The 24,656-nt window shown below is 56.5% G+C and carries 20 protein-coding genes; 6 read left to right on the top strand and 14 right to left on the bottom strand.

Annotation, left to right across the window (positions count from 1 at the left end):
• Positions 1-51: 51 nt before the first annotated feature.
• The gene (prpB, locus tag J2T60_RS11015; RefSeq protein WP_253449948.1) at positions 52-927 is read right to left on the bottom strand and encodes a methylisocitrate lyase; all 876 of its coding nucleotides are present in this window, start codon (positions 925-927) and stop codon (positions 52-54) included.
• 421 nt (positions 928-1,348) lie between these two features.
• On the opposite strand from prpB, the gene cspE (J2T60_RS11010) reads away from it, so the two are divergent.
• Positions 1,349-1,552 carry a transcription antiterminator/RNA stability regulator CspE gene (gene cspE / locus J2T60_RS11010; RefSeq protein WP_253449945.1) on the top strand — a complete coding sequence of 68 codons (204 nt, stop codon included), beginning with the start codon at positions 1,349-1,351 and terminating at the stop codon, positions 1,550-1,552.
• Positions 1,553-1,850: 298 nt separating this feature from the next.
• Here the strand turns inward: cspE (J2T60_RS11010) and J2T60_RS11005 are convergent, their stop codons facing one another.
• Positions 1,851-2,843: an oxidoreductase gene (locus J2T60_RS11005; protein ID WP_253449942.1), complete on the bottom strand. Its 993-nt coding sequence runs from the start codon at positions 2,841-2,843 to the stop codon at positions 1,851-1,853.
• 108 nt (positions 2,844-2,951) lie between these two features.
• Between J2T60_RS11005 and J2T60_RS11000 the strand changes: the two genes are divergently transcribed.
• Positions 2,952-5,048, top strand: a complete 2,097-nt coding sequence (locus J2T60_RS11000) for a S9 family peptidase (RefSeq protein WP_253449939.1) — start codon at positions 2,952-2,954, stop codon at positions 5,046-5,048.
• A 213-nt stretch (positions 5,049-5,261) separates the two neighbouring features.
• Here J2T60_RS11000 and J2T60_RS10995 read toward each other — a convergent pair whose 3' ends face one another.
• From J2T60_RS10995 to cspE (J2T60_RS10970), 6 genes are all read right to left on the bottom strand, one after another.
• Positions 5,262-7,370, bottom strand: coding sequence for a peptidase domain-containing ABC transporter (locus J2T60_RS10995; RefSeq protein ID WP_253449937.1), 2,109 nt, complete (start codon positions 7,368-7,370; stop codon positions 5,262-5,264).
• Positions 7,370-8,614 carry an HlyD family secretion protein gene (locus tag J2T60_RS10990; protein WP_253449935.1) on the bottom strand — a complete coding sequence of 415 codons (1,245 nt, stop codon included), beginning with the start codon at positions 8,612-8,614 and terminating at the stop codon, positions 7,370-7,372. Before J2T60_RS10990 ends, J2T60_RS10995 begins: the two co-directional genes overlap by 1 nt.
• 85 nt (positions 8,615-8,699) lie before the next feature.
• Positions 8,700-11,885, bottom strand: coding sequence for a lantibiotic dehydratase (locus J2T60_RS10985; protein WP_253449932.1), 3,186 nt, complete (start codon positions 11,883-11,885; stop codon positions 8,700-8,702).
• 188 nt (positions 11,886-12,073) lie between these two features.
• Positions 12,074-13,279: a lanthionine synthetase C family protein gene (locus tag J2T60_RS10980; protein WP_253450836.1), complete on the bottom strand. Its 1,206-nt coding sequence runs from the start codon at positions 13,277-13,279 to the stop codon at positions 12,074-12,076.
• Positions 13,280-13,409: 130 nt separating this feature from the next.
• Positions 13,410-13,604: a hypothetical protein gene (locus tag J2T60_RS10975; protein ID WP_253449929.1), complete on the bottom strand. Its 195-nt coding sequence runs from the start codon at positions 13,602-13,604 to the stop codon at positions 13,410-13,412.
• A gap of 894 nt (positions 13,605-14,498) precedes the next feature.
• Complete coding sequence (gene cspE / locus J2T60_RS10970) at positions 14,499-14,702, bottom strand: transcription antiterminator/RNA stability regulator CspE (protein WP_253449926.1); 204 nt, start codon at positions 14,700-14,702, stop codon at positions 14,499-14,501.
• Between the two features lie 379 nt (positions 14,703-15,081).
• On the opposite strand from cspE (J2T60_RS10970), the gene J2T60_RS10965 reads away from it, so the two are divergent.
• Entirely contained in the window at positions 15,082-15,906 is an 825-nt protein-coding gene (locus tag J2T60_RS10965) for an aldo/keto reductase (RefSeq protein ID WP_253449923.1), read from the top strand.
• Between the two features lie 206 nt (positions 15,907-16,112).
• Here J2T60_RS10965 and J2T60_RS10960 read toward each other — a convergent pair whose 3' ends face one another.
• Both J2T60_RS10960 and J2T60_RS10955 read right to left on the bottom strand, forming a co-directional pair.
• Positions 16,113-18,296, bottom strand: coding sequence for a prolyl oligopeptidase family serine peptidase (locus J2T60_RS10960; RefSeq protein ID WP_253449920.1), 2,184 nt, complete (start codon positions 18,294-18,296; stop codon positions 16,113-16,115).
• Between the two features lie 76 nt (positions 18,297-18,372).
• Complete coding sequence (locus tag J2T60_RS10955) at positions 18,373-18,558, bottom strand: hypothetical protein (protein WP_253449917.1); 186 nt, start codon at positions 18,556-18,558, stop codon at positions 18,373-18,375.
• 64 nt (positions 18,559-18,622) lie between these two features.
• Between J2T60_RS10955 and J2T60_RS10950 the strand changes: the two genes are divergently transcribed.
• Together J2T60_RS10950 and J2T60_RS10945 are read left to right on the top strand one after the other, a co-directional pair.
• Positions 18,623-18,976, top strand: a complete 354-nt coding sequence (locus tag J2T60_RS10950; RefSeq protein WP_253449914.1) for a hypothetical protein — start codon at positions 18,623-18,625, stop codon at positions 18,974-18,976.
• Positions 18,977-18,980: 4 nt separating this feature from the next.
• Positions 18,981-19,301, top strand: coding sequence for an MGMT family protein (locus J2T60_RS10945; RefSeq protein WP_253449911.1), 321 nt, complete (start codon positions 18,981-18,983; stop codon positions 19,299-19,301).
• A 70-nt stretch (positions 19,302-19,371) separates the two neighbouring features.
• On the opposite strand, the gene J2T60_RS10940 is transcribed toward J2T60_RS10945, so the two are convergent.
• The gene (locus tag J2T60_RS10940; protein ID WP_253449908.1) at positions 19,372-20,337 is read right to left on the bottom strand and encodes an MBL fold metallo-hydrolase; all 966 of its coding nucleotides are present in this window, start codon (positions 20,335-20,337) and stop codon (positions 19,372-19,374) included.
• A gap of 127 nt (positions 20,338-20,464) precedes the next feature.
• Between J2T60_RS10940 and J2T60_RS10935 the strand changes: the two genes are divergently transcribed.
• A complete protein-coding gene (locus J2T60_RS10935; protein WP_253449905.1) occupies positions 20,465-21,565 on the top strand; it encodes a histone deacetylase family protein in 1,101 nt (366 codons plus the stop codon).
• Between the two features lie 175 nt (positions 21,566-21,740).
• Here the strand turns inward: J2T60_RS10935 and J2T60_RS10930 are convergent, their stop codons facing one another.
• The 3 genes from J2T60_RS10930 to J2T60_RS10920 all read right to left on the bottom strand — a co-directional run bounded on the left by J2T60_RS10930 (position 21,741) and on the right by J2T60_RS10920 (position 24,626).
• Positions 21,741-22,250 carry a hypothetical protein gene (locus J2T60_RS10930; RefSeq protein ID WP_253449902.1) on the bottom strand — a complete coding sequence of 170 codons (510 nt, stop codon included), beginning with the start codon at positions 22,248-22,250 and terminating at the stop codon, positions 21,741-21,743.
• 46 nt (positions 22,251-22,296) lie between these two features.
• A complete protein-coding gene (locus tag J2T60_RS10925; RefSeq protein WP_253449899.1) occupies positions 22,297-22,776 on the bottom strand; it encodes a hypothetical protein in 480 nt (159 codons plus the stop codon).
• Between the two features lie 74 nt (positions 22,777-22,850).
• Positions 22,851-24,626 (bottom strand): SLC13 family permease, encoded by a 1,776-nt coding sequence (locus J2T60_RS10920; protein WP_253449896.1) that lies wholly within the window; start codon positions 24,624-24,626, stop codon positions 22,851-22,853.
• Positions 24,627-24,656: the final 30 nt, after the last annotated feature.

The raw sequence follows: 24,656 nt of genomic DNA, 5'->3' as shown, positions 1-24,656 counted from the left end.
GCCTTGTTCAAGCCCATTCGGGACAGCAATGCCCCTCCCACATTCAGCGGTTTATTGCTTGAAAAGCTTGTCCAGGGTCTGTTCGTACTCGTGGTAGCCGAGCACCTCATACAGTTCTTCCCGGGTCTGCATGCGATCGATCACGTTTTTCTGCGTACCTTCCTTGCGCAGGGTCTGATAGACATCCAGCGCGGCCCGGCTCATGGCCCGGAAGGCAGACAGGGGATACAGGGCCATGCGGACCCCGGCATCACCCAGTTCCTCGGTGGTAAACAGCGGCGTTTTGCCGAATTCGGTGATGTTGGCCAACACCGGCACGCCCACCGCATCGATGAACTGGCGGTATTCGTCCAGCGTCTGCAGGGCCTCGGCGAAGATCATGTCCGCACCGGCCTCCACATAGGCACAGGCCCGGTCGATGGCGGCCTGCTGGCCCTCCACCGCATGTGCGTCGGTACGCGCCATGATCACGAACTGCTCATCCTGGCGACCGTCCACACCGGCGCGGATGCGATCCACCATCTCCTGCTTGGGGACCAGAGCCTTGCCAGGCCGGTGCCCGCAACGCTTGGCGGCCACCTGGTCTTCCAGATGCAGGCCGGCGGCGCCGGCGCGGGTCATTTCACGCACTGTGCGCTGGATATTGAAGGCCTGGCCGAAGCCGGTGTCGGCGTCCACCAGCAGCGGCAGCTCGGTGGCCGCGGTGATGCGGCGAATATCCTCGCAGACATCATTCAGGCTGGTCATGCCCAGATCGGGCAGGCCGTAGGAGGCGTTAGCCACCCCGGCACCAGATAGATAAATGGCACGGAAGCCGGCCTGCTCGGCCAGCAGGGCGGAATAGGCGTTGATGGTACCCGCCACCTGCAGTGGACGCTCGGCATCCAGGGCCTGCCAGAAGCGGGCGCCAGCGGAGACTTGGCTCATGCGGACCTCGTTCGAATTCAGTTCTGGGAGGGGTAAACACCCCTGTTGGGGCGGCAGATTCTACCTGATAGGCGACGGCGGCGCTATTTGCCCCACTGCTGGGGCCCTCAGCCGGCTAAGGGTGGGCCGCTGAGGGCCCGGACGTAAAAATAATTTGCGAAAAGGCTTGCCTTATCGAAAAAAAGTGCGTACAAACACTCTTGCTGTCGCAGTGAGTTGTTCGTAAGAGAAGAATCCCACCTTAGGTTTTCCCCTCTGATCGATTGCCCCCTGCAGGATTGTCCGACCGACGGGATCAAGTCGCCCCGAGGCCGAAACTGCCCCACAGGACCGGATTGTCAAGAACAGCATTAACTGAGTCATCAGGGTCTCAAAGAGACTCGGGCTCGCTCAAATCAAGTAGTTAAAGGTAGTAAGTAACATGCAAACCGGTACTGTTAAGTGGTTCAACGAATCCAAGGGTTTTGGCTTCATCGCTCCGGAAGACGGTGGTAAGGACGTTTTCGTCCATTTCTCCGGCATCTCCGGTGACGGCTTCAAGACCCTGGCCGAAGGCCAGCGCGTTCAGTTTGAGTCGAAAGAAGGCCCCAAGGGTCTCCAGGCCGTGGACGTGTCCGCGCTCTGAAGTATCGACTCAGTCGCCCGCGCGGCACTGAATTCGGTACGGAAAAGCCCCGCTTATGCGGGGCTTTTTCTTTTTTGGGGTCCAGAAAAACTCAAAATCGAACACGAAGGACACGAAGGAAATGTCCGGGTAAACCGTAGGAGCGGCTTTAGCCGCGATTGGGGTATCCGATGGTGGGATCGCGGCTAAAGCCGCTCCTACGGCGGGTCCCCCCGCAAACCACTCAGTTTTCCTTCGTGTCCTTCTGCCTTTCTTCGTGACCTTCGTGTCCGCTTCTAATATTTTGCCAAGCAAATCCTCAGGCGATACGCACAACGGTACGGCCGCGGATCTTGCCCTCGATCATTTGCTCGAAGACGGGCGGCAGCTCATCAAAGGCCACTTCCTGGCTGGTGATGAGATCCAGTTTTGAGGGTTTCAAATCGCTGCCGATACGGTCCCAGACCTGGTGGCGCAGGGGCATGGGGGTGGCCATGGAGTTGATCCCCAGCAGATTGATGCCGCGCAGGATGAAGGGAAAGACGGTGGTCTCCAGCTTGGGGCTGGCGGCATTGCCGATGCTGGCGATATTGCCCCACCAGCTCACGGTACGGGTCAACCAGGTCAGGGCCTCGCCCCCCACATTGTCCACCGCGCCGGCCCATTGGCTTTTTTCCATGGGCCGCTTGCCGAAATCGGTCTCATCCCGCAGCAGGACTTCGCTCGCCCCCAGTTCCTTCAGGTAATCCGCCTCGCTGGCCTTGCCGGTCAGTGCGCTCACCTCATAGCCCAAGCCTGCCAGCATATTGATGGCGAAGCTGCCGACGCCGCCGGTGGCGCCAGTCACCAGCACCTTGCCTTGATCCGGCGCCTGGCCGTTATGTTCCATGCGATGGATGGCCAGGGCGGCGGTGAATCCGGCGGTGCCGATGGCCATGGCCTGACGAGCATTCATGCCCTCGGGCACCGGCACGATCCAGTCGGCAGGGACCCGGACCTTCTCGGCATAGCCTCCGTCATGGGCCTCACCCAGACCGCATCCGGTCACCAGGACCTTCTGGCCCGGGGAGAAGCGGTCATCCTGGCTGGATTCCACCGTTCCGGCCACGTCGATCCCACCATTGCAGGGGGAGGTGCGCAAAATCTTGCCCTTACCGGTGGCCGCCAGGGCATCCTTGAAATTGACGCTGGAATATTCGGCGCCAATCACCACCTCCCCCTCGTGCAGGTCCGCCAGGGTCAGAGTTTCAAAACCGGCACTGATGTCTCCATCCCGGTCATGGATGCGATAAGCGCGAAATGAGTCGCTCATGCTGCGTTCTCCCTTTGCATTCCCAAGATTTCCGCCTATTCTGCCATGTTCGGGCCGGGCTTTGACGGCCCTGGATAAAACCACTGGAACAATTGTTGGGGGGCAACGATGGAAAGAACCATCAATAAGGCCAGCTTGCTGGCGGTGAGTTTTCTGTTCGGACTGGGGCTAATGGCTTGTTCACCCCAGGACGAAGACAGCACGGATCGGGAGACAGACGTGGAATCAGCCGATGAACAGGGTCTGCCGCCCATCATTGATCGGGCGGTTTTCTTTGATGATCCGGAAATCAGCGGCGGGCAACTGTCACCGGACGGGGAATGGGTGTCTTTCATCCAGCCCCTGGACGGGGTGATGAACGTCTGGGTCAAACGCCGGGGCGAGGACTTCGAGGATGCCCGGCCCTTGACCGACGACCGGGACCGCCCGGTGCGCTCCCACTGGTGGAGCCGGGATGCCCGCTATGTGGTGTTCATGCAGGACACCGGCGGGGATGAGAACTTCCGCCTCTATCGGGTGGCGCCGGACGACGACGTAGCCGAAGGGGAGCGGGTGCCGGCCCCGGTCAATCTCACCCCCTATGACGACATCCAGGCCCGGGTGGTCAGCCGGCCGCGCAATCAGCCGGAAAGCATCCTGGTTGCGATCAATGATCGCGACCCCCGCCTGCATGATGTCTATTGGGTGGACCTGGATACCGCCGAGCGTCAACTGGTGTTCGAGAATGACGACGGTGTGGCGAGTTTCACTGCCGATCTGGACGGTGAGCTGCGACTGGCCACCCGGCAGAAGCCGGAAGGGGGCTGGGAAATCCTGCGCATCGACGACGGTGAGCTGTCCGAAGAGCCGGTGTATACCTGCACCATCGACGAGGAATGCTCGCCCATTCGCTTCCATCCTGATGGCGAGCGGGTCTATATGATCAGCAATGCCGGTGATCGGGATCTCACCGAGCTTGTGCTGTTCAACCCGGAAACCGGCGAAGAGCAACAGGTAGACGGCGACCCGGAAGAAGAAGTGGACTTCGGCGGCGCGGAGTTCGACCCCCAAAGCCATGAACTGTTGGCCACCTATTATGTGGGCGATCGCCTGCGGGTTTATCCCCGCGACGAGGCCTTTGAGCGGGATTATGAACGGGTGCGCGAGGCCCTGGAAGGGGATGGCGATATCTACTTCGGTTCCACCACCGAGGACCGCCACCTGCAATTGGTGAGCCTCACCTCGGACACCGATCCCGGGGCCACCTATGTCTATGACCGGGAATCCGGCGAGGTGGAACTGCTTTACCGGCCGCGCCCCAATCTGCCGGTGGAGCACTTAGCGGAGATGAAGCCAATCCGCTACGAGGCCCGGGACGGGCTGGAGATCCCCGGCTATCTGACCCTGCCCAAGGGCGTGCCAGCGGAGAATCTGCCCCTGGTGGTCAATCCCCACGGCGGGCCCTGGGCCCGGGATAGTTGGGGCTATGATGCCAGCGCCCAGTTCCTGGCCAACCGGGGCTATGCGGTCTTTCAGCCCAACTTCCGGGGCTCCTCCGGCTTCGGCAAGGCCTTTCTCAACGCCGGCAACGAGGAATGGGGCACCGGTGCCATGCAGCATGACATCACCGACGGGGTGAATTATCTCATCGAGCAGGGCATTGCCGACCCCGATCGGATCGGCATCATGGGCGGCTCTTACGGCGGCTACGCCACCCTGGCCGGCCTGGCCTTCACCCCGGATCTATATGCCGCCGGGGTGTCCATTGTGGGGCCGTCCAACATCATCACTCTGCTGGAATCCATTCCGCCTTACTGGGGACCCATCCGCCAGATCTTTGAACAGCGGGTGGGGGATCCAGACGACGGGGCCGACCGGGAGCGTTTGAAGGCTCAATCGCCGCTGTTCTCCGCCGAGGAGATCCGGGCGCCGCTGATGGTGATCCAGGGGGCCAACGATCCCCGGGTGGTTCAGCATGAATCCGACCAGATCGTGGTGGCCATGCGGGAGCTGGATCGGCCGGTGGAGTATCTGGTCGCCGAGGACGAGGGCCACGGCTTTGCCCGACGGCTCAACCGCCTGGCCATGTACGCCGACGTGGAACGCTTCCTGGCCGAACACCTGGGCGGCCGTTACCAAGACGATATGCCCGAGGATGTGGCCGACACCCTGGAAACCCTCCAGGTGGATGTAGACACCGTCGAACTGGAATCCGAAGAAAACTAAGTCAGTCGGCCAAACACTAAAACGCTAAACGGCCCAGGAACAAAGCCTAGCGATTTCATGCGGCCCCACCATGGAGGACCCGGAGACGCATAGAGGAATAAATACTTCTCCGCGGTCCTCCTTTATATGGAGCATTCTACCCTAAGGTTGGATCAGGCAAAGATGAAGCGGACGATCCATCTACCCCACAGCAGATATTTCCGATCTTACAACTTAATCATCATTCGATTGCCGCTGGGCTTCCGCTAAATCGACCACCCTGTCTGCTGTTTGGATCGTTTCCGGTCGGTGGGCAATGATAACTCGCGTAATATCAAGGTTTCGGATATTAGCGCTAATCTTTTTTTCCATATCCGTATCCAGATGGCTGGTCGCTTCATCAAGAAACAATATGCGCGGTTGCTTGTAAAGCGCCCTGGCCAATAGCACGCGCTGCTTCTGTCCACCTGATAAGGAGGAGCCCATATCACCAATCAAGCTATTGTACCCCATGGGCATATTGCTGATGTCCTCATGGATCGCAGCCATTTCGGCGCATTCCTGCACTCTTTGTTGTTCAATATTGGGTTCGAAAAAAGCGATGTTTTCACTGATGGAGCCTGAGAGAAGCTGATCATCCTGCATAACCGCAGCAATCTGCCTTCTATAGGGCCCAAGGCCGATGCGTTCCAAGGGGATACCGTCTACCAATACCTCGCCTTTCTGGGGAACGAAAAGGCCAAGCATCACCTTCATGGCGGTGGTCTTGCCACAACCGGATGGTCCGACCAAAGCAAGTGATTCTCCCGCCCCGACCTCTAGACTAAGATTTTCGATCACCTTGGGACCACTATCACTGTATGAAAAAGACACATTATCCAGCTTCAAGTCACCGTTGATGTCGACAACACGCGCGTGGTCCGGTTGAGTCTCCTCCTTCTCGGTCAAGGTCACATCGCTGAGACGTTCGAAGTGGAGATTCAGCATCTTGAATTCAATTAGCTTCTCCACAAGCCGAGAGGCTTTATCCATGAACTGCCGTTTGTAGGCTACAAAGGCAAACAGCATGCCCACGCTGAAGTTGCCAGCTAGAACTAAATGGGCTGCTAGGTAAATAACAATAATATTTTCCAATCCGAACAAAAGGCGGTTAATGTTCTGGAATGAGATATCAAAGATACCTACCTTGATCTTTCGGTTGACCGATGTAACAAAGTAGTTCTGCCAAATGCCTTCTCGCTTTGCCTCAGCGCCAAACAACTTGATGGTCTGCATGCCGCGGACCGTTTCCATGAAGTTGCTGTTTTCCTCGGCCCGAGCAATGATCTCCTGCTTGGAAGCCTCCCTGAGAGAGCGGTACATCATCAGGCGAATCAGCGCATAGAGCATGCCGGTCGCGACAACCACCGTAGCCAATAGGGGGCTATACACATAGAGGAGGATCAGGACCCCCATAATCATAACCCCATCAAGCAGGGCCTCAATGATCCCCTCAGTGAGCATATCTTTGACATGCTGAAGAGATCCAAAGCGGGTGATGATGTCACCCATATGACGCTTTTCGAAATAGGTAACCGGCAGGCGGACCAGATGATGGAAGAGATTCGCCGTCATCTGAATACTCATAAGGCTACCAAAATGCAGCAAGACGATGCCACGCAAGGCATTCGTCGCGACCTCGAAAAGAAGCAGCATGGCAAAACCGATTGCCAATACCAGCAACATATTGAGGTCTGCGGACATCAGGACATCGTCGACCACCAGTTGCTGGTAGTAGGGCGCTGCCAAAACAAACACTTGAAGTAATAAAGAAAGAAGGAATAACAGACCAAGGGACCGCTTCAGACCAATAATTCTGGACCAGAAGTCGGATAAGCGGAGAGGCTGGCGCTCATCTTTCTGCTGGAATTCTTTTGTTGGTAAGAGCTCAAGAACCACCCCGGTAAAATGCGAAGAGACCTCGTCATGGCTGAGATAACGAATCCCTTGCGCCGGGTCGTGAATGATGTATTTCTTCCCTTTTATCCCTTTAAGAACCACAAAGTGATTCAAGTCCCAATGCAGAATGACCGGGACCTTGAATGCCTTCAGGTCGTCCAGTTCGACCCTTAGGGGCCGAGATGCGAGCGCCAGCTTCTCGGCAAAATTCATCAGGTCCAGGAGCGTGCACCCTTCCATGGAGATGGAGAACTTTTGGCGCAGATCTGAAAGCCCGACCCGATATCCGAAATAGCCTGCAATCATGCCGAGGCAGGCAATGCCACATTCAGCCGCTTCTGATTGCTGGATGAGCGGCAGTTCTCTTCGATCCCAGAGGCGAAGTCTGGCAGCCAAGTCGCTCATCACAATGTCCTTTGCACGCTGAAGATCGGATCAAAAAGCCAGCGGATCAGGGTACGGTTCTCGGTAACGATATCCGCTTCAAGGCGCATACCAGGCCGAAGTGGGAAGCTCTGGCCATAAGCCGGGATTTCCTGATGATCAAGCGCAACAACAACACGGTAGCTTGCGCCATCAGCGCTCTCGCTAGCCGGACCCTCCCCCTGGATATAGGCAGTGGTGCCGACCTCCGTGATGATCCCTTCGTAAACCCCAAAACGTTGGTAAGGAAATGCATCGTATCGCAATCGTACCGACTGACCAGCCTGGATCATTCCAATTGACCGGGAAGGCACATGAAGTACCGCCTGTAATCGGGAATCTTCCGGCAATATATGCAGAAGGGTTCCTCCAGGGTCTACCGGTTGCCCATCGACTGCAATCATGCCACTGACTCGACCGGCCTCGGGTGCGCGAACTTCTGCCTCACGTTCATGCCGCATCTGTAGGAGCTCTCGGCGGCTTTCTTCCTTTTGAAGGTTCAGATTATCCAACTCGGTCTGATGCTGAATCGGCGCCTGAGCCCTTTCGAAGCGCAATTGGCTTAGACTCTCCTCCAGGTTTATACGATTCAAAAGTGCATTTTGGTGCTCCTGAGACAAAGCCAGTACGGCATCACGCTGCTGGATGACCTCTACCTCTGATTCATGACCTTGAGCCTTCAGGCTTTCCATATGATCCAATAGGGACTGATTCATCTCCACTCGGCTGGAGAGCAGTGCGATTTGTTCTTCAGATCGCTCCAACTGTTGGCGGGTGCTTTCAATCTGATTTTTGAGAGCATCAAGATGTAGCTCATGGCGACGGTTTTCGTTCTTAATCCGATTCTCAATTCGATCAATCCGGTACTCAAGTGCAAGCGTCAACGCTTGGTTAATTGCCCCTTCCGCTGCCAAAAATCGCTCGCCACTAATCCGGAGCAATGCCTGACCCTTTTCCACACGTTCACCTTCTTCTACTAGAACTTCTTGAACATAACCCTGGACATCAGGTCTTATCTCGAGTACACCGGCATCAGGTTCAATAAGGCCTTGAACGCCTTCCTTCCGGGCGTAATCTCCCGTGAACAAAAAAATCGCAGACAAGAGCACAAAACCGGTAATCAACCATGTCAACCACACGAAACTGGGAGGACGTGCTACTCGGATTTCCCCTTGTAGCTTCTGGTCTCGCTGCTTATAGACTTCTTTCCGGAAAAGGGGCTTCATTATGTTGCCTCAACTATAAAGCAGGGAGAGGGTGAGCATCGTCATCCGACTTCGAAACGGTGAGCCCTGGAATGGACAATGGAGATTATGCGCGGCGCGTTTCAGCCGTGGCCTTCATTCGATCTTTTGCTTTCTCCGCCAAATAGTGGCGGCGGAGCAGGTCGTAACAAACAAGCTCCTGCGCTCGCCCGTCAGATTTAAACAAACGATTGAAAAGCATATGCAGTAGTGAGCTCAAAACAGCATCGATACTGCAGACAAGCTTTCTATCTACATCCAGTTTCTTGTATTCGCGTACAGCATCTTCCAGTTGGTGGGAAAATTGACGGCAAGCTTGATGCAATTCCGATTTGGCAAAGACTGCCCCCACGAGAGCGTTAAAATCGGAGTCGATTGTCTCGCGGAACTTGCGGTATCGATCTCCCAATTGTGTTCGCAAGGCTTTAGTTTCCTCGAATTCCTGGCCGAAGCTTGTCCTCAAGCGGTCAACCAGGGCGAACTTCCGATCGAGATCATAATGGAAGCAGCCCATCAATGTGTCGGCACCCATAAGCGCGAGGCGCCACCGAGCCTCTTCGCCATACTTGTGAACGATAGAAAGTGCATTTAAGACAAACTTACTATCGTGCATAAATAGGCTTTCAGCAACATTGATGGCATCGCTGCCACCATAACGCTCAGTTTCACGATCATAAGTAAACAGCTCAAGATGATGCACAAGACCAGCCTGAATATGGTCAGAAAGGCGGCGCTCAAGACTTGGCAGTAGCTTGCCGTAAAGTAAAGTCGGGTCGCCAAAGAATCTCAAGCGAATATGCCAATCTGGATCTCCATACCGAATGAAGAACCATTTTTCGAACCAGCCTTCGGCTTTTGCTTCGTTAAGAAACGGGCCTATCACGGAAACCAATGTATTCTCAATACTAGTTTTAGCACCATACAATTTTAAGCTCATCCAATGAGACCCGGGTGCGAATCGCCTCCGAGCGCTCTTCTGAAGTTCTTCTTCATTATAATTTGTGCGTGTTGTTTCAACCGGTCCAGCGGGATTGAAGACGGGCAAAATGATTTCATTACTATATTGGCGAGTGGACTGATTGCCCAGCTCTTCGACATGTGAGGCATAAACACCCGGAAGAAACTCCTGAAGCTGAACGTAGTCCAAGCCCTTGGTTTCAGAAAGCAGAATCTCAAGCAATTTTACATTATTCAGGTCGAGGACCAGAATGTTATCTGCACGGGCAAAGCTGACACGCAGATTAAGGCTATACTGAGCTTTAAGGCGGTCTAACTTCGACTGGTTCAAGTTTCCGCCATCCAACAATGCCTCGATCTCGTGCCTTGGGATGAGCCAACGCTTCTCGCTGACAATCACATCCCCGAGCAGTATCCGCGGCACGAAACTGCTCTGTCGCAGAGACTCGGGAAGTGTAAATCCCGGGACCTTCCCTGATTGATTTTGTAACATACAAAGAAACTTATAAATGCCCAGGCTTCTACTGCTGTAATTATGTGCCGATGAGAGCCGTGGCACGACCTGGCGGTGATGTCGCTTGGACCAGAGCTTGACGATTCCATCTTCCACGAAGACATAAAGGTCATCGATTCCGATCTGTTTCTCCTCGGGCACACCGGAATCCCCTAGAAAGGCGATTTCATATGGCCTTAATATGGGGCGGGCAATGACGTTGCCGGGACGCCCATCGGGCATATGGACGACCTCGGCAAATATTGCATCCGGCGAATGGGCTTCTTCCTTTTCCAGGTGTTCGCGGACGCGCTGTGTCAATCGCTCATCTAAATGGCAGAACCGCCCTAACAGATTCGCGGCCGACGGCCCATAGCCACCTTTAAGATGGGCAATGGCCTGTCCGCTTTGGCGTTTCCTGTACAAGCTGAGGGATGCAGCAAACGACACGGGTAGTCTAGCTGGTTCATTCCCTTTTCGCTTTTCGGCCATTTTTTTCAGTGCTTTAAGGGGAATATGGATTGCATCCATACCATGATTTTCCGGCAAGCTGAGGCGCCGCATGATTTCGGCCTGCAAAGGGGAGGTGGTGGCAGATGAAACGGTATTCCGTCCTTTCTTCGGCAATTGGACGCCCGCCAACAATTGGCTTTGATAGCCACCTTCGGTACTCACGGGTATCCCAACTTCCTCATTCAGTACCTGGGATAATGGAATCATCTGCCCTTCAAATCGGGCCTTGAAACGATTTACAAACTCCTCCAGTTCGTTTGTCGGCTCTTGGCCAAGCTGAGCAAGCAGAGTCATCACAGTTGCTACTTTCGATGCCAGGTCTCGATCCAGCTGGCAATCTTTAAGCTCGCGATAGAGATCGACCTGGAAGAGTTTATTTTCAGAAACCTCGTGGGGTAGTGCCTCGAGGGTCTCCTTGACGGCTTGATAACGAAGTGGTTCGACACCAAACTCCTGATCAATCTTATTTAACTGCTTAATCGCCTTTCGGATGGGACCAGCCGTGGCCTGCTCAGAGAGCCGATCCAGCGACTGGAGGAAAGCCTGGTCTGGAGAATTACCGGTCAAGGGCAAGGGAATATGGGGTAGAAGCAGAGATTCGTTGATCAATTCATTGATGAACTCGTCCACTTCATGCCGCTCGGCTTCCGGGTATTCAGCACGGAATGCATCAATCAAGTCTGATTGGCTAAGGCCGGCCCGGGCCTTGCCCAGCAGGGCAAGCAAATGGGGTTCGGCCGCAGCGGAACTCAGGCGGTACTGTCGTCCTCCATTTCCCCGGTAGGGTTCGATATAGTGTAATGCGTCGTGAACCTGATGCAATGTTGGGTTGGGCCTGTATGGGACGCTGTACTTGCTTTCCTCATCCTTGCTCAATCCATCCCGTACACCTGCGAGGTAGTACATGTCCAAGCGTGTATGACGACGACCGACACGACCAGGGTCTATGGTTAGGCGAGTCTGGTCACTGACATTCCCCAATTGAATTCCAGCAAACAATCCAAAAGGTGTAGACCTGGTTGTCATGCGAATGAAATACTTGACAAGGCTTTCCGTAATCTTTCGGCCTTGTTTCCCGGTCGGCTTGGCCCGCCACTGATCTAACCTAGCCATCAATGAAGGACTGGCAATGTAGATCGCTTCAGCCACCCCTGGCTCCTTCAGCCACTCTTCGATGAATATTTGTTGCTCGCGAGGATCCTTTGGGAGGCGCGACAGTTCGGATACAGGTAACCGGGGGGTACGAATAACAAAAAACTCTTCCGGCTGCAGGTTCTGATGGTGTGCCATTGAATTTCCTATGCCTTCTTCTAGTCATCCTTCAACGTGCCTCTCGCTCCCGCTGCGTCGCTTAAGTTTGATTTCTGGGATGGCATTACAAGCGAGGGTTTTCCACAGGAAAATTCGCTTGTTTCTACACAGCAACTGGGAATTCGGCGAGCGAAATGCCAGATAATGCGCGATTCATGAAGCTTTTTCTAGAGGAGCAGGAGACAATCGCCCCAATCCGGCGATTGTTCGGTTGCAGCCATCAATGCCAAGGCAACTCCGGCATAGCCCGCCAGGAACCCAGTGTCCGCGACAAAATAAGGCTTGCCATTTTCCGGTTCGTAACGATAGGCGTCGAAGCCGTTAAGGCCGTGGTTTTCATAGCGCTTAATGGTATCTTCCAACCAAAATTCGGCGGCGTTCTGGAGCTCGGGGTCACCGAGTAGAGTGTGCAGCAAGGAAAAGATAAGGGATAGGCCTGCGCTGCCATGGCAAAGTCCACCATCCCTTACCAGTCCGGCTTCGGGCGATCGGCTGGCGGCATGAAGGGCAACGGTTCTTGCTGCCTGGATCAAGGCTTTATCATTCAAAACTGCCCCGGCGCGAGCCAAGATTAGTGCGTTACTGGCATCGCCATAACACCAACCAAGCCTCGAGTGGCTGGGCTCTCCAGCCAGGTAACCATAGTGGCACTCAAGTTCATCACTGTCCTGGCGTTGAGCCGCTAGCCAGTTGGCGCCTCCCTGCAGGAGCGGTTTGGCCACCGAGCTCAAATCTTTATGCTGGGTAGGCGCGATCAATGCAGCAAGCACAGCGGGTACACCGTGAGCGAGCCCCAGGTTATGCTCCGGCTCCTCAGGTTGGGATTTCATGTTATACGGCGAATTGGGCGGATTCGGCCAAGTGCATTGATCGGGGAAAATCCAGACCGCGAGATCGGAAAAATGACGAATAATTTCCTTGTAAACGGCTGTTTGATTCGCCTGCTTAAGGCGACGGGCTGCATAAGGTGCGAGTCCACTCAAGCCTTCCATCAGCTCAATTTCCCCTTGCCACGACTCGACTTGGAGTAAGTTCAGCAGGATACGGTCAACATTCTGGTTGAACTCTGCAAGATAGGGGTCGTCCTGCTCCCAGAGAAGCAATTCAAATAACCAGGCGACACCGGGTAACCCCCTACTAAATCGGTGGTCTTTGCTTACGTAAGGCACAGCACCCTGAAGTTCGGAAAGCATTTCTGAAAACTGATTTTCATCGACCAAGTCCGAATTGAAATGCCGGGCATACCAAACGGCAAGGGCATGGCCAGCCCGACCGCTCATCAGGCCAATCGGTTCGTCAGTGGGTGCTTCCAGGAGGTTCGGGACAATCTCGGCAACAATCGCCTCAAGGCGATTGAATTGGCACTGGGTCATGATGTGCAAGGCTTTGGCCCTCGGGCGCTTAAAGGCACAGTTGAGAAATTAGAGCAAATGAAATACGTACGATATCGAATTAGAAAATGAGGGCAGCCCATGGTGGGCTGCCCTCATTCTCACCCCATTTTTATAGTACGGGTGGGCAGGTCCATACGCCGCAGGTCTCGCCGGGCGCCAAAGTCACGCGGCAAATGCGCTCGCTGTAGTCAACACAGACCTGGGTGTCCTGACCGCCACCAACTTGGGGGGTCATTTCCTTGCCCAGCACTTCGGCGTCGTCGGACAGGGTCACCAGCTCTTCTTTGTTCAGCTTCAGTTTCATTGTCTTACTCCCAATTTTAAATTTGGTTGTGCTTGGCCAAATCAATGACCAAACCTGAGCGTAGCAACGCAGCTTCCCGTGTCAAGATAAAACCTAAAAAAAAGGTAAAAAATTATCACAATGTAAGTGCTAATATGACTAATGTAGGACGAGTTTGGAATAATGATTTCTTTTGCATGCCCTGATGCTGGATCGTCCGGTTGCGAGGGACCCAGGGGACAATATGCTGTCGATCCGCGCTTGAAGATTGACAACGCAATGAACAGCCCATCCACCCTGAGAGCCGTGTCGAAGCGGGGATGGTCACAAGCAAGCAATGCGAGGAAATCAATCTGGATAAATGAAGGCAGCCCCGAGGGCGTCCTTCACCTTCATTTGTGGCCCATTTAGAAAACAGGCGGGCAGATCCAATAGCCACACGTTTCAGCGGCGACCAGTGTTGGGCGGCAATCATCGCCGTGTCCACAGTGATCCGTGAAGTTACCACCACCAACCTGGGGGATCATTTCCTTGCCTAGCACTTCGGCATCGTCGGACAGAATCACGAATTCTTATTTGTTCAACTTCAGTTTCAACGTCTTACTCCCACCTTTTAGTGATTAATATTATTGTGATTGGCCACAACGACTAACTCTAATTAAAGATAGCAATGCATCCTTCCTTGTCAAGGAAATATGGACGTGAAAACCTGGAAGAAATTTAAAAGGATAAGTGGGAAGCTCGGCCTATTAGACATGGCAAAATTGTTTCTAAGGGAACATGGGTCAAGAAAATCGTGCCTAGAGTTGGCACAATAATTGGAGAGTTGGGGAGGGATTGAAAGAGACAAGGCCCGCTCCAACTGGAGCGGGCCTGGTTCTAACCGCTGTCGATCACAGACCGACATCGGGCGGTTCAGAGTGCCTGGACATCCACGGCTTGAAGACCCTTGGGGCCTTCCTTGGTTTCGAACTGAACCTGTTGGCCTTCCTGCAGGGTCTTGAACCCGTCGCCGGAGATACCGGAGAAATGCACGAAGACATCCTTGCCACCATCTTCGGGGGCGATGAAACCGAAGCCCTTGGCCTCGTTGAACCACTTCACAGTACCGGTCTGCATACTTACCTTCCTTACGTTTTTTAGACGAAATGCTGGCGGGAACAATGGACCGGCGTGTTTCCTACCTTGCGGCTACCGCTTGAGGAAGGGAAATTTCACCGGGGCCCTTGGCCCCTGTTAGTCTGAATCGGCCGGCGGGTATTGGGCCTCGCCTTGCCGCTTCAAACGAGCCAGCAAGATTAATAATAGATGCCAATTTCAGGCCCTGACAAGGGCGGGAGGATGAATTTTTCGTGGCCATTGGCCACCGCCTCCCAGCGAAGCTGCAGTTCTCAGGTAAGTGACTGATTAACATGAACAATGGCGTCCAATACGACATCGGGAGCGGTGCGTTCTAAACCGTTCCATCACCATTATTGCGACCGCAAGGAGAATCACCATGTGGAATGTGAAATGCCAGGGGGCCTCCATCCCCGCACTGGGTTTTGGCACCTTCGAGCTGGCAGTGGAAGACGCGGCCCGCATGGTGGAACACGCCCTGCAGGCCGGATACCGCCATATCGATACCGCCCAGATTTACGGCAATGAACAGGGCGTGGGCGAGGCCCTGGCCCATGCCCCCTTTCGCCGGGAAGAGATCTTTCTCACTACCAAAGTCTGGATCGATGCCATGCGCTCGGGCAAGCTGGAAGCCTCGGTGGAAGCCAGCCTGGAAAAGCTGCAAACCGATTACGTGGATCTCTTGCTGCTGCACTGGCCCAACCCCAAGGTGGACTTCCAGGCCATGTTCGATGCCCTGAACACCGTGAAGGAACAGGGCCTGGCCCGCCACATCGGGGTCAGCAACTACCCCAGCGACTGGCTGGCCCGGGCCCAGGAAGCGAGCCGGGCGCCGCTGGTGACCAATCAGATCGAGTACCACCCCTTCCTGGCGCAGAACACCCTTTTTCCGGCGCTGCGGGAAGCCGACATGGTCCTCACCGCCTATTGCCCCCTGGCCCAGGGCCGGGTGTTCGAGAACGACACACTCAAAGCCATTGGCGAGAAGCACGGCAAGAATCCCGGGCAGATCGCCCTGCGCTGGCTGATCCAGCAGGACGGGGTGGTGGCCATTCCGCGCTCCAGCCGCGAGGCCAACGCCAGCGCCAATATCGAGATCTTCGATTTCGAACTGAGTGAGGGGGAAATGAAGCAGATCACGGCCCTGGCCGACCCCAACGGCCGCGTGATCAATCCCGAGGGCCTGGCGCCGGAGTGGGATTGAAGTCAGCTTCAAGCTGCAAGCTGCAAGCTGGCTGTGCAAGGGATAGGGCCGTGCTCGTAGCCGGTCCCCAGCCAGCGAAAAGCTTGCTATAGGCAACGGTCATGAAACCGGGAAAGCCAGCTTGAAGCTTGCGGCTTGTAGCTTGAAGCTCTCGCGGAATAAAAAACGGGCCCCTTTCGGGACCCGCTATCTTTCTTATTGCCGACTCAGTCTAATTCCAAGCCCAGATGCTCCGCGAGGAAGGCCCAGCGGTCGCGGGCTTCCTCGATACGCATGGTGGTGGACATGCCGGCACCATGGCCGGCCCGGTCCTCGATGCGAATCAGCATGGGGCTGCTGCTGTCGTCCGACTGCTTGTACTGCAGCATGGCCGCATATTTGAAGGAATGGCCCGGCACCACCCGGTCGTCATGATCGGCCGTGGTCACCAGCACCGGCGGATAGTCATGGCCCACCTGAATGTTGTGATAGGGCGAGTACTGGCGCAGAACCTCAAAATCATCGGCCTCTTCCGGATTACCATAGTCCGGTGTCCAGCCGGCACCCACGGTAAACTTGTGGAAACGCAGCATATCCATCACGCCCACTGCCGGCAGGGCCGCGCCGAAGAGATCCGGGCGTTGGTTGATCACCGCGCCGACCAGCAAGCCGCCGTTGGAACGGCCGTAAATACCCAGGTTATCGGATGAAGTATAGCCCTCGTCCACCAGGTATTCGGCCGCGGCGATGAAGTCATCAAAGACATTCTGCTTTTTCTCCTGCACACCGGCTTGGTGCCATTCCCGGCCAAACTCGCCACCACCGCGGATATTGGCCGAGGCATAGACACCTCCCTGTTCCATCCAGGCCAGGTTCTCCACCGAGAAGGAAGGCAGGATGGGGATATTAAAGCCGCCATAGCCATAAAGCAGGGTGGGGGTCTGGCCATCCACCTGGGTATCCCGGTGATGGGTGATGAACATGGGAATTTCGGTGCCGTCCTTGGACTCGTAGAAGACCTGCTCGGTGACATAGTCCTCGGGGTCGAATCCGCTCAGCTCCGGCTGACGGAAGATCTCCGCTTCAGCATCGGCTTCGGTGTCATAGCGAAAGATGGTGGTGGGATAGAGAAAGGAACTGAAACCAAAGAACATCTCACCGTCACGACCGCTTCGGACGCTGGAGACCGTGCCCAGGGTCGGCAGCTCCACATCACCCCGCAGCTCACCGTCACGACCAAACAGGGCCAGGCGGCTGCGGGCATCTTCCATATAGTTGACCACGAAGCGATCGTCCACGGCGGTAACACCGCGAATCACCCGATCGCCTTCTTCCACCAGGGTTTCCCAGTTATCCCGTTCAGGCGTCTCGGTGTCCACGGCGATGACCCGGCCCCGGGGGGCATCGGCGGTGGTGTAGAAGTAGAACACGGCGTCATCATTGTCGATGAAGTGATAGCCGCCGTCGAAATCATCCAGCAGTTCCACCACCTCGCCATCCAGACGGGGGTTTTCCTCGTCCTGCAGATCCATGTAATAAACCCGGTTGCGACGGTCGGTGCCTTCCCGAACGGTCAGGATCAGATAGCGGCCATCATCGCTGACCTCGGGGTTGAACCGCCAGTCCGGGCGATCCGGTCGCTCGTAGACCAGAACGTTATCGGCCTGGTCCTCGCCCATCCGATGGTAATAGACCTTGTGGTCCTCATTGGGCGCGGTGAGGGGATCCCCTTCGGGCTCAGGGTAACGGGCATAGAAAAAGCCCTCGTGATCATGGGTCCAGGCGGCCGGGGAATACTTGATCCATTCCAGAAAATCGCCGGTATCTTCGCCGGACTCGATATTGCGGATATGGAAGGTCTGCCAGTCGGAGCCGCCCTCGGCCTTGCCGTAAGCGATGTATTCGCCGTCTTCACGCACCGAGGTCATGGTCAGTGAGACGGTGCCGTCCTCGGAGAACTGATTGGGATCGATGAGCTCCACCGGCTCACCATCCAGCTCATCCAGCCAGTACAGCACGTCGTGATCCTGCAGCCCGTCATTGTGACGATAGAAATAGCGGCCGGATTCCTCGCCCGGCACCGAGTAGCGCTCGTAGTCCCACAACTCGGTCATGCGTTCCTTGAAGCGGGAACGCCCATCCAGGCTTTCCAGGTGTTCGAAGGTTAGGGCATTCTGGGCATTGATCCAGTCCCGAACCTCGTCGCTGCCCAGCTCTTCCAGCCAGCGATAAGGATCGGCGATTTCATGCCCGTGGATCTCTTCCACCAGGTCCTGGCGGCGGGTGTCGGGATAATCGTAACCCAGGCTAGCCTCGGGGCGGTCCTGTTCTTCCGGGGCCTCGCAAGCCACCAGGGCCAGGGCCACGGCCACGGCGGTGACCAGGGGAATCATCAGATGACGCTGTTTCATAGCGAACTCGGTCTCACTGAATGGTTAAAAAACAAAGCCTAAAGATTAGGCCAAGACGCTGCTCAGGCCAAGGGGCTCAATCTTCGCCGGGATGACGGTGAATCGGCCAATCGGTAAAGGCAAACCAGGCGAGAAAGCCCAGATTGACCACCGGCACCAGCATCAGCAGGCCCAGCCAGGGCTGAAATCCAGCCTTGCCCGCGATGCGATACCAGCAAAGGCCCAGAAAAAGCAATAACAGAAAACCCAATAGGGGGACCATGTTTCCTCCCGGATATGACACATTCAGCCTGATATCATACGGGCTTTCATTGCGGGGAAGGACCATGAATCAGGCCCTGGCCATTATCTTTGCCATCCTCATTCTGCTCACCGGTATCGGCTTGCTGGCCTGGCTGCTGGCCGCCGGGCTGTGGACACCGCTGGACCCGGTTCTGGCGGGGGGCTTTTCCCTGGTGGCCGGGCTGTTCTGGCTGGTGGCCGCTCGACGCCTGTTGGGCGCGCCAGCGGCCCGACGTCATTATCTGAGCGCGGCGGCATTGGTCTTGGTGGTTACGGTTGTAGAATTGGGGTTGATCCTGCTCACAGGAAGCTACACCGGCATCGGCATGACCCTGTTGGTGCTGGGCAGTAGCGGGGCCCTGGTCTTTACCGTGATCCGCGCCCTGCTCATGGAATAGCCCCATGGCCCGCTCCGAGAAGCATGAAGCCATCTATGCCACGGTAATGGCCATCCCGGCCGGCCATGTCTCCACCTACGGCCAGGTGGCCCGGGCAGCCGGCTTGCCGGGCCAGGCACGGCTGGTGGGCTATGCCCTGCATGCCCTTCCCTCGGGCAGCAGCATTCCCTGGCATCGTGTCATCAACGCCCGGGGTGAGATCAGTCTGCCGTTAGCGGGCGCGGGTGAGCGCCAGCGCGAGTGCCTGGAGGCGGAAGGGGTGGCCTTCGGCCTTCGGGGACGCATCGATCTGGCCCGCTTTGGCTGGTCCTTTGACGCCGACTGAGCGCTGACCAATCCATCACCCCAATTAAACCACGGCTGGCCCAGATAGTGCGGCAACGGCGGATCAGTCCTTAGGCCTGCTGTTTTTCCTGCTGGCTCAACCAGACGTCCAGACCCTGGGCATCCAGCTGCAGATCCATGTCCAGCACCCGCCGGGTGGTCTCCTCCGGCGACTTGATACCGTGGGCGGCCATGCGTTCAGCCTGATGGCGGATCAGGGCCTGCTCAATGGTGGACACCCGATCCTCGGCACCTTGATGGGCCCTGGCAATCGCCACGAAGGCATCGATCTCCCGATGGAGATCCTCGGCCAGACGGTCCAGGTCGGTGACCCGACTGTAATGGGTCAGGAAACAGGCATTGGGTTCAAAGCTCATGATCCGGTCCACCGACTGATGGTAGGCCTGGGGATCGAAATGAACCGGTGTGGTGGTAGGCAGGATGAACTCGCCCTGGTCGGTATCCAGCTCCCGATAGGAGACACCGAAGGTATCCCCCGTAAAGACCGCTTGGGGGCGATCATCGAAGATGCAGTAATGATGCTTCGCATGGCCCGGCGTATGAAACAGGGTCAAGCGGCGGTCCCCCAGTCTCAGCACCATGCCGTCCTTGGATTCCCGCACCCGCTCGGCTGGGATGAGGGGAATCTCCCCATACATCTCCTGAAAAGCGGCTTCTCCGTAGACGGCCTTGGTGCCGGCAATCAGCTTGGCCGGATCAACCATGTGACGGGCACCGCGAGGATGCACAATGCAGATGGCATTGGGGAGATACTTCATTAATTCCCCGGCACCACCGGCATGATCCAGGTGAACATGGGTCAGCAGAACATAATCCACAGATTTGCGGTCCAGCCCCATTTCCGCGAGGGCGGCCAGCAAGGCCGGGACCGAATGGGTGGTGCCGGTATCCACAAAAGCGGCCCGGCCCTCGTCCACAATCAGATGACTGGCGTCAAAACGGGGCCGATGATAGTCGGTATCGATGGCCGTGATGCCATGGGGAAATTGGGTCAGGCGCGGACGGACAGGGGACATGCAGCCTCCAGACTGGATTCGGATAAAGGCATATTGTACGCCTTGCCTGCCCGCATAGAGAAAATACGAGCATGGCCAAGTCAGTAGTCTATGATGCCAGGAGTGGCATGGAATAAGGAGACTGAAAGTGGGCGAAAAACGGGACGTCCTAGTCATACACGACCCACGCATGCTGGAACACCGCCCGGATGTGGAAGAGAAATTCCTGCCTGGGCGCTTGGACCGGCGGGTCCGGGGCATCCTTTCGGACCTGGTGGTGAAATGGAGTTACCCGGAGCATCCAGGCCGGATTCAAGCCATCCTGGATCTGCTGGCCGCCGAACCCATTGAAGGGATCCGATTGGAAGAGAGTCGGGCGGCGACACCGGAAGAACTGGGACTGGTTCATACCCGAGCCTACCTCAAGTCGATCTATAAGCTGCGCGGCAAACACGCCTGGCTGGATGTGGACACCACGGCGGTCTCGCCGGGCAGCGTCGAAGCGGCGGAAGTCGCCGCCGGCTCCGCCATCCGGGCCGTGGAAGCCGTGGTCCGGGGGGAATCACAAGGGTCCTTTGCCCTCTGTCGGCCACCGGGGCATCACGCCAATGCGGTCCGCGCCCGGGGCTTTTGCCTGTTCAACAATGTGGCGGTGGCCGCCGCCTATGCCCAGGTGGAGCTGGGTTGTGAACGGGTTCTGATCGTGGATTGGGACGCCCACCATGGCAACGGTACGCAGGACATCTTCTGGGCTGACCCGGATGTGATGTTGTTCGATACCCACCGCATGGCGCCCTTCTACCCTGGAACAGGTTATATGGAGGAAGTGGGTGGCGGCATCGGTGAAGGCACCACGGTCAACGTGCCAATGCCGGAAGGTTCCGGGGACCAAGCCATGATGCGGGCTTTTGAGGAGATTCTGGTGCCGGCCACCCAATGGTTCCAACCGGACCTGATCATCTGTTCCGCCGGTTTCGATGCCCATCGTCTGGATCTCTGCATGAACATGAGCTATTCAGGCTTTTCCCACCTCACCGGAATATTGCAGGCCTTGGCGGATCAGCACTGTAACGGTCGCCTGGCCATGGTTCTGGAGGGAGGCTACAACCTGGAGCCGCTGGCCCGGGGGGTCCATACGGTATTGAAAGTGATGAGCGGCCAGGTTCCCGAGCATCCCCGGGAACCTGGCCTGTCGGAAGTGGAGGCCATTCGCGACTTTCACCTTGATGCCTTTCAAGACGAGGACTGACCCTGGCCTGCTCCACAGGTGTGAATCCCGAATCTCAGCCCGATGAGCATATGGTGGCTATTCTGCGTCCATGTGAACCCGTTTCCTGGACACAGGCTGGCGGGCTCACCATTGAGGCTTCGACATGAGAACGGGCAGAATCCTTCAAACGTGATCGTCCCGGCTTTTCCATCCTTTAATGCTCGGATGCCTCAGTGTCGCAATGGTCCAGACCCTGGGAAAGTACTGAATGCATTGTCTCCAAGAGATAATCCGTCCACCTATAATAATGGACACTAATTACCTCTCCTTCATATTCGGTAAAGGTATCTCTTTGACGATCATAGAGAATCCGCTCATTCTCACTATGACGCAGGTTCGCGCTGTCCACATACGATAAGCGGTACTGGGTCGAATCATATTCAACCCTAACGTGTGCCATATGATGGCGCTCCAATCTCCGCAGATGAAGGTCGCCTTCATCGCTGGCAGGATGGCGGGCCCATCCCCGGTAGCTTCCTGCCAATACCAGGCAGCGCTCTATATCCGCAAGCGCCGCATCCTGTTCAATGTTACCTGGCATGCTTTGGGACTGGTCTTCCACCGGACGCATATTACGCGTACATGCTGCCAAGACGATCCCAAGCACAACCACCAAGGCAATAATAGCCTTTTTCCGAGTTCTATCAGAAACCGCGAACGACATAGTTTCCCCTTTTTGTTCAGACGCAATGCTTGTATTTCGAATCTGATTAGTTGCGTATACCCTGCATGCGCTCACAGAGAAAATCCGGCTGTCTAAGCCGGACTTCGAGATCGTTGCTCAGAGTTTCAACCCATTGATTGTAGATAGGATGGATCACTGGGCCCGTGTAGTTCATATCCTTGTAACGGCGAACGCTCCTCGGAGGCCGATCAACGTAGTTGAGGTTGATGCTATCCGCATATTGAACGTCAATCGATTCCTCGTCATAAAATATGTCAATGAAAGCGCGGTGGGAACGAACATGGCGCTGCGCTTTCAGTCTGCCCCGGTCTGATCCGCGTTCGGGCAACCATCCGTTCAATTCGGCCGTGACCATTATACAACGCTCGATATCATCCAGTGACGGCGCTTCACTACTGGTGTTTTCGGGAACGGCCAGGGAGGGTTCTTGAAGGGGGTCAGTTCTATTGGAACATCCAATAACAAATACGGCCAAAAAAAGGATAAAAGGCGTCCTTGCCATCATGAGCCATCTCCGATTCGCCTATGCCTGAATTAAGGAAAAAAATAGCAGTTCTCAGGCTACCGTGCAATTCGATTTCAGAAGGGCCAGATCAGCAGAATCATGGGCAGGCCCAGAGCAAAAACAAGCAGACTGAGTGGCAGACCCAGTCGGGCAAAGTCGGTAAAGCGATAACCGGCCGGACCCATGACCAGAGTGTTGGACTGGTGACCAATGGGGGTGAGAAAGGCACAGGAGGCCCCCACGGCGACGGCCATCAGAAAAGGATCCGGCGATACGCCCAGAGCGGTGGCAATCGCCAGGGCCACGGGTGCCAGCAACACCGCCGCGGCGGCATTGTTGATCACATCCGATAGCAACATGGCCGCCAACAGTAGCAAGCCCAAAGTCACCGCCGGTGGCCATTCCCCGGAAATCTGCAGCAAGCCACTGGCAAGCAGGCCAGCAGCGCCGGAGGTTTCAAAGGCCATCCCCACCGGCAGCATGGCCCCCAACAAGACAATCACCGGCCAATCGATGGCGCCATAGGCTTGGCGCAGACTGAGCACATTACTCAGCACCATGCCCAAGGCAGCCCCGGGCAGGGCGATCTGGACTGGCAGCAAGCCACTGACGATCAGGCCCAGGGCCAGGGCGAACAGACCCAGCCCGGTGATCAGCTTGCGCGGTGCCCCCACGCTGAGCTCCCGATCCGCCAGCGGCAGACACCCCAGGCGGCTGGTGGCCTCCTGCAAGGCCTCCCGCTCCCCTTGTAGCAGCAGGACATCGCCGCTCTGGAAGCGAATTTTTCCGAGGCGCTCGCGCAGCCGCTCACCTTGGCGGGCCACCGCCAGCAGGGTGATGCCGTAGCGAGCCGGAAGGTGCAGTGTCCTTAGAGTATGGCCCTCAATGAAGGCCTCGGGGAGAACAACGGCCTCCATGACGGTGAGCTCATCGTTCTTGAAATGCTCGGGGTCCAGCTCCCCGCTGCCACCCAGGCTCAGCCCGAGCTTTTCGGCCGGACCCTGCAGCTCTTCCGGATCGGCTTCCACCAGCAGGATATCGCCGGCCCGAATTCGCTCATGGGGCCGGACCGGACTGATGATCCTTTTGCCACGGGCAATGCCCACCACCGTGTAGTCCACCTTCTCCAGAGGCTCAGCCAGAGCTCGAATGGGGTCGTCAATGACCTTGGCGTCGTCCTCAACCGTGAGTTCCAGAAGATAGTTCTCGATCTCGAACAACTCATCGGGGGAAGACTCCCCTTTGCGATCAGGCAGGACCCAACGCGGCAGTATCGTGACCAGGACAATCCCGGCCGCCATGACCAGCAAACCCACCGAGGCGAAATCGAACATGGCAAAGGCCTCGCCCAGTTCCGTCTGGCGATAGGTGGCAATAATGATATTGGGCGGGGTACCGATCAGGGTCGTCAAGCCGCCCAGCAAAGAGCCGAAGGCCAGAGGCATAAGCAGACGGGAGACCGGGAAACCATGCTCCCGTGCCACCTGAATGGCCACCGGCAACATTAAAGCCAAGGCACCCACATTGTTCATGAAGGCCGAACAGACCGCCACCACCAGGGTCAGGGCGAAGGTCTGGATCAGGACACGGTCACCGATCCGGGTCACCTGTCCGGCAATCAAGTCCACCACCCCTGCAGAACCCAGGGCGCGGCTGATCACCAGAACCGCCGCCACGGTGATCACCGCCGGATGGGCGAAGCCATTGAAGGCCTCCTCGCTGGGGACCAGATCCAGCAACACGGCGGCCAGCAAGGCCATGCCCGCCACCAGGTCGTAGCGCCACCGGCCCCAGGCAAACAGCAGCAAGGTGGCCAGGAGTAGGAGGAGGATCTGCTGATGCGCGGGCATGGATATTCCCGTGAGACGGCAAGAATAGAC

The organism is Natronospira proteinivora, from assembly GCF_024170465.1.
Lineage (GTDB): Bacteria > Pseudomonadota > Gammaproteobacteria > Natronospirales > Natronospiraceae > Natronospira > Natronospira proteinivora.
This window is presented reverse-complemented; position numbering and strand designations above follow the sequence as displayed.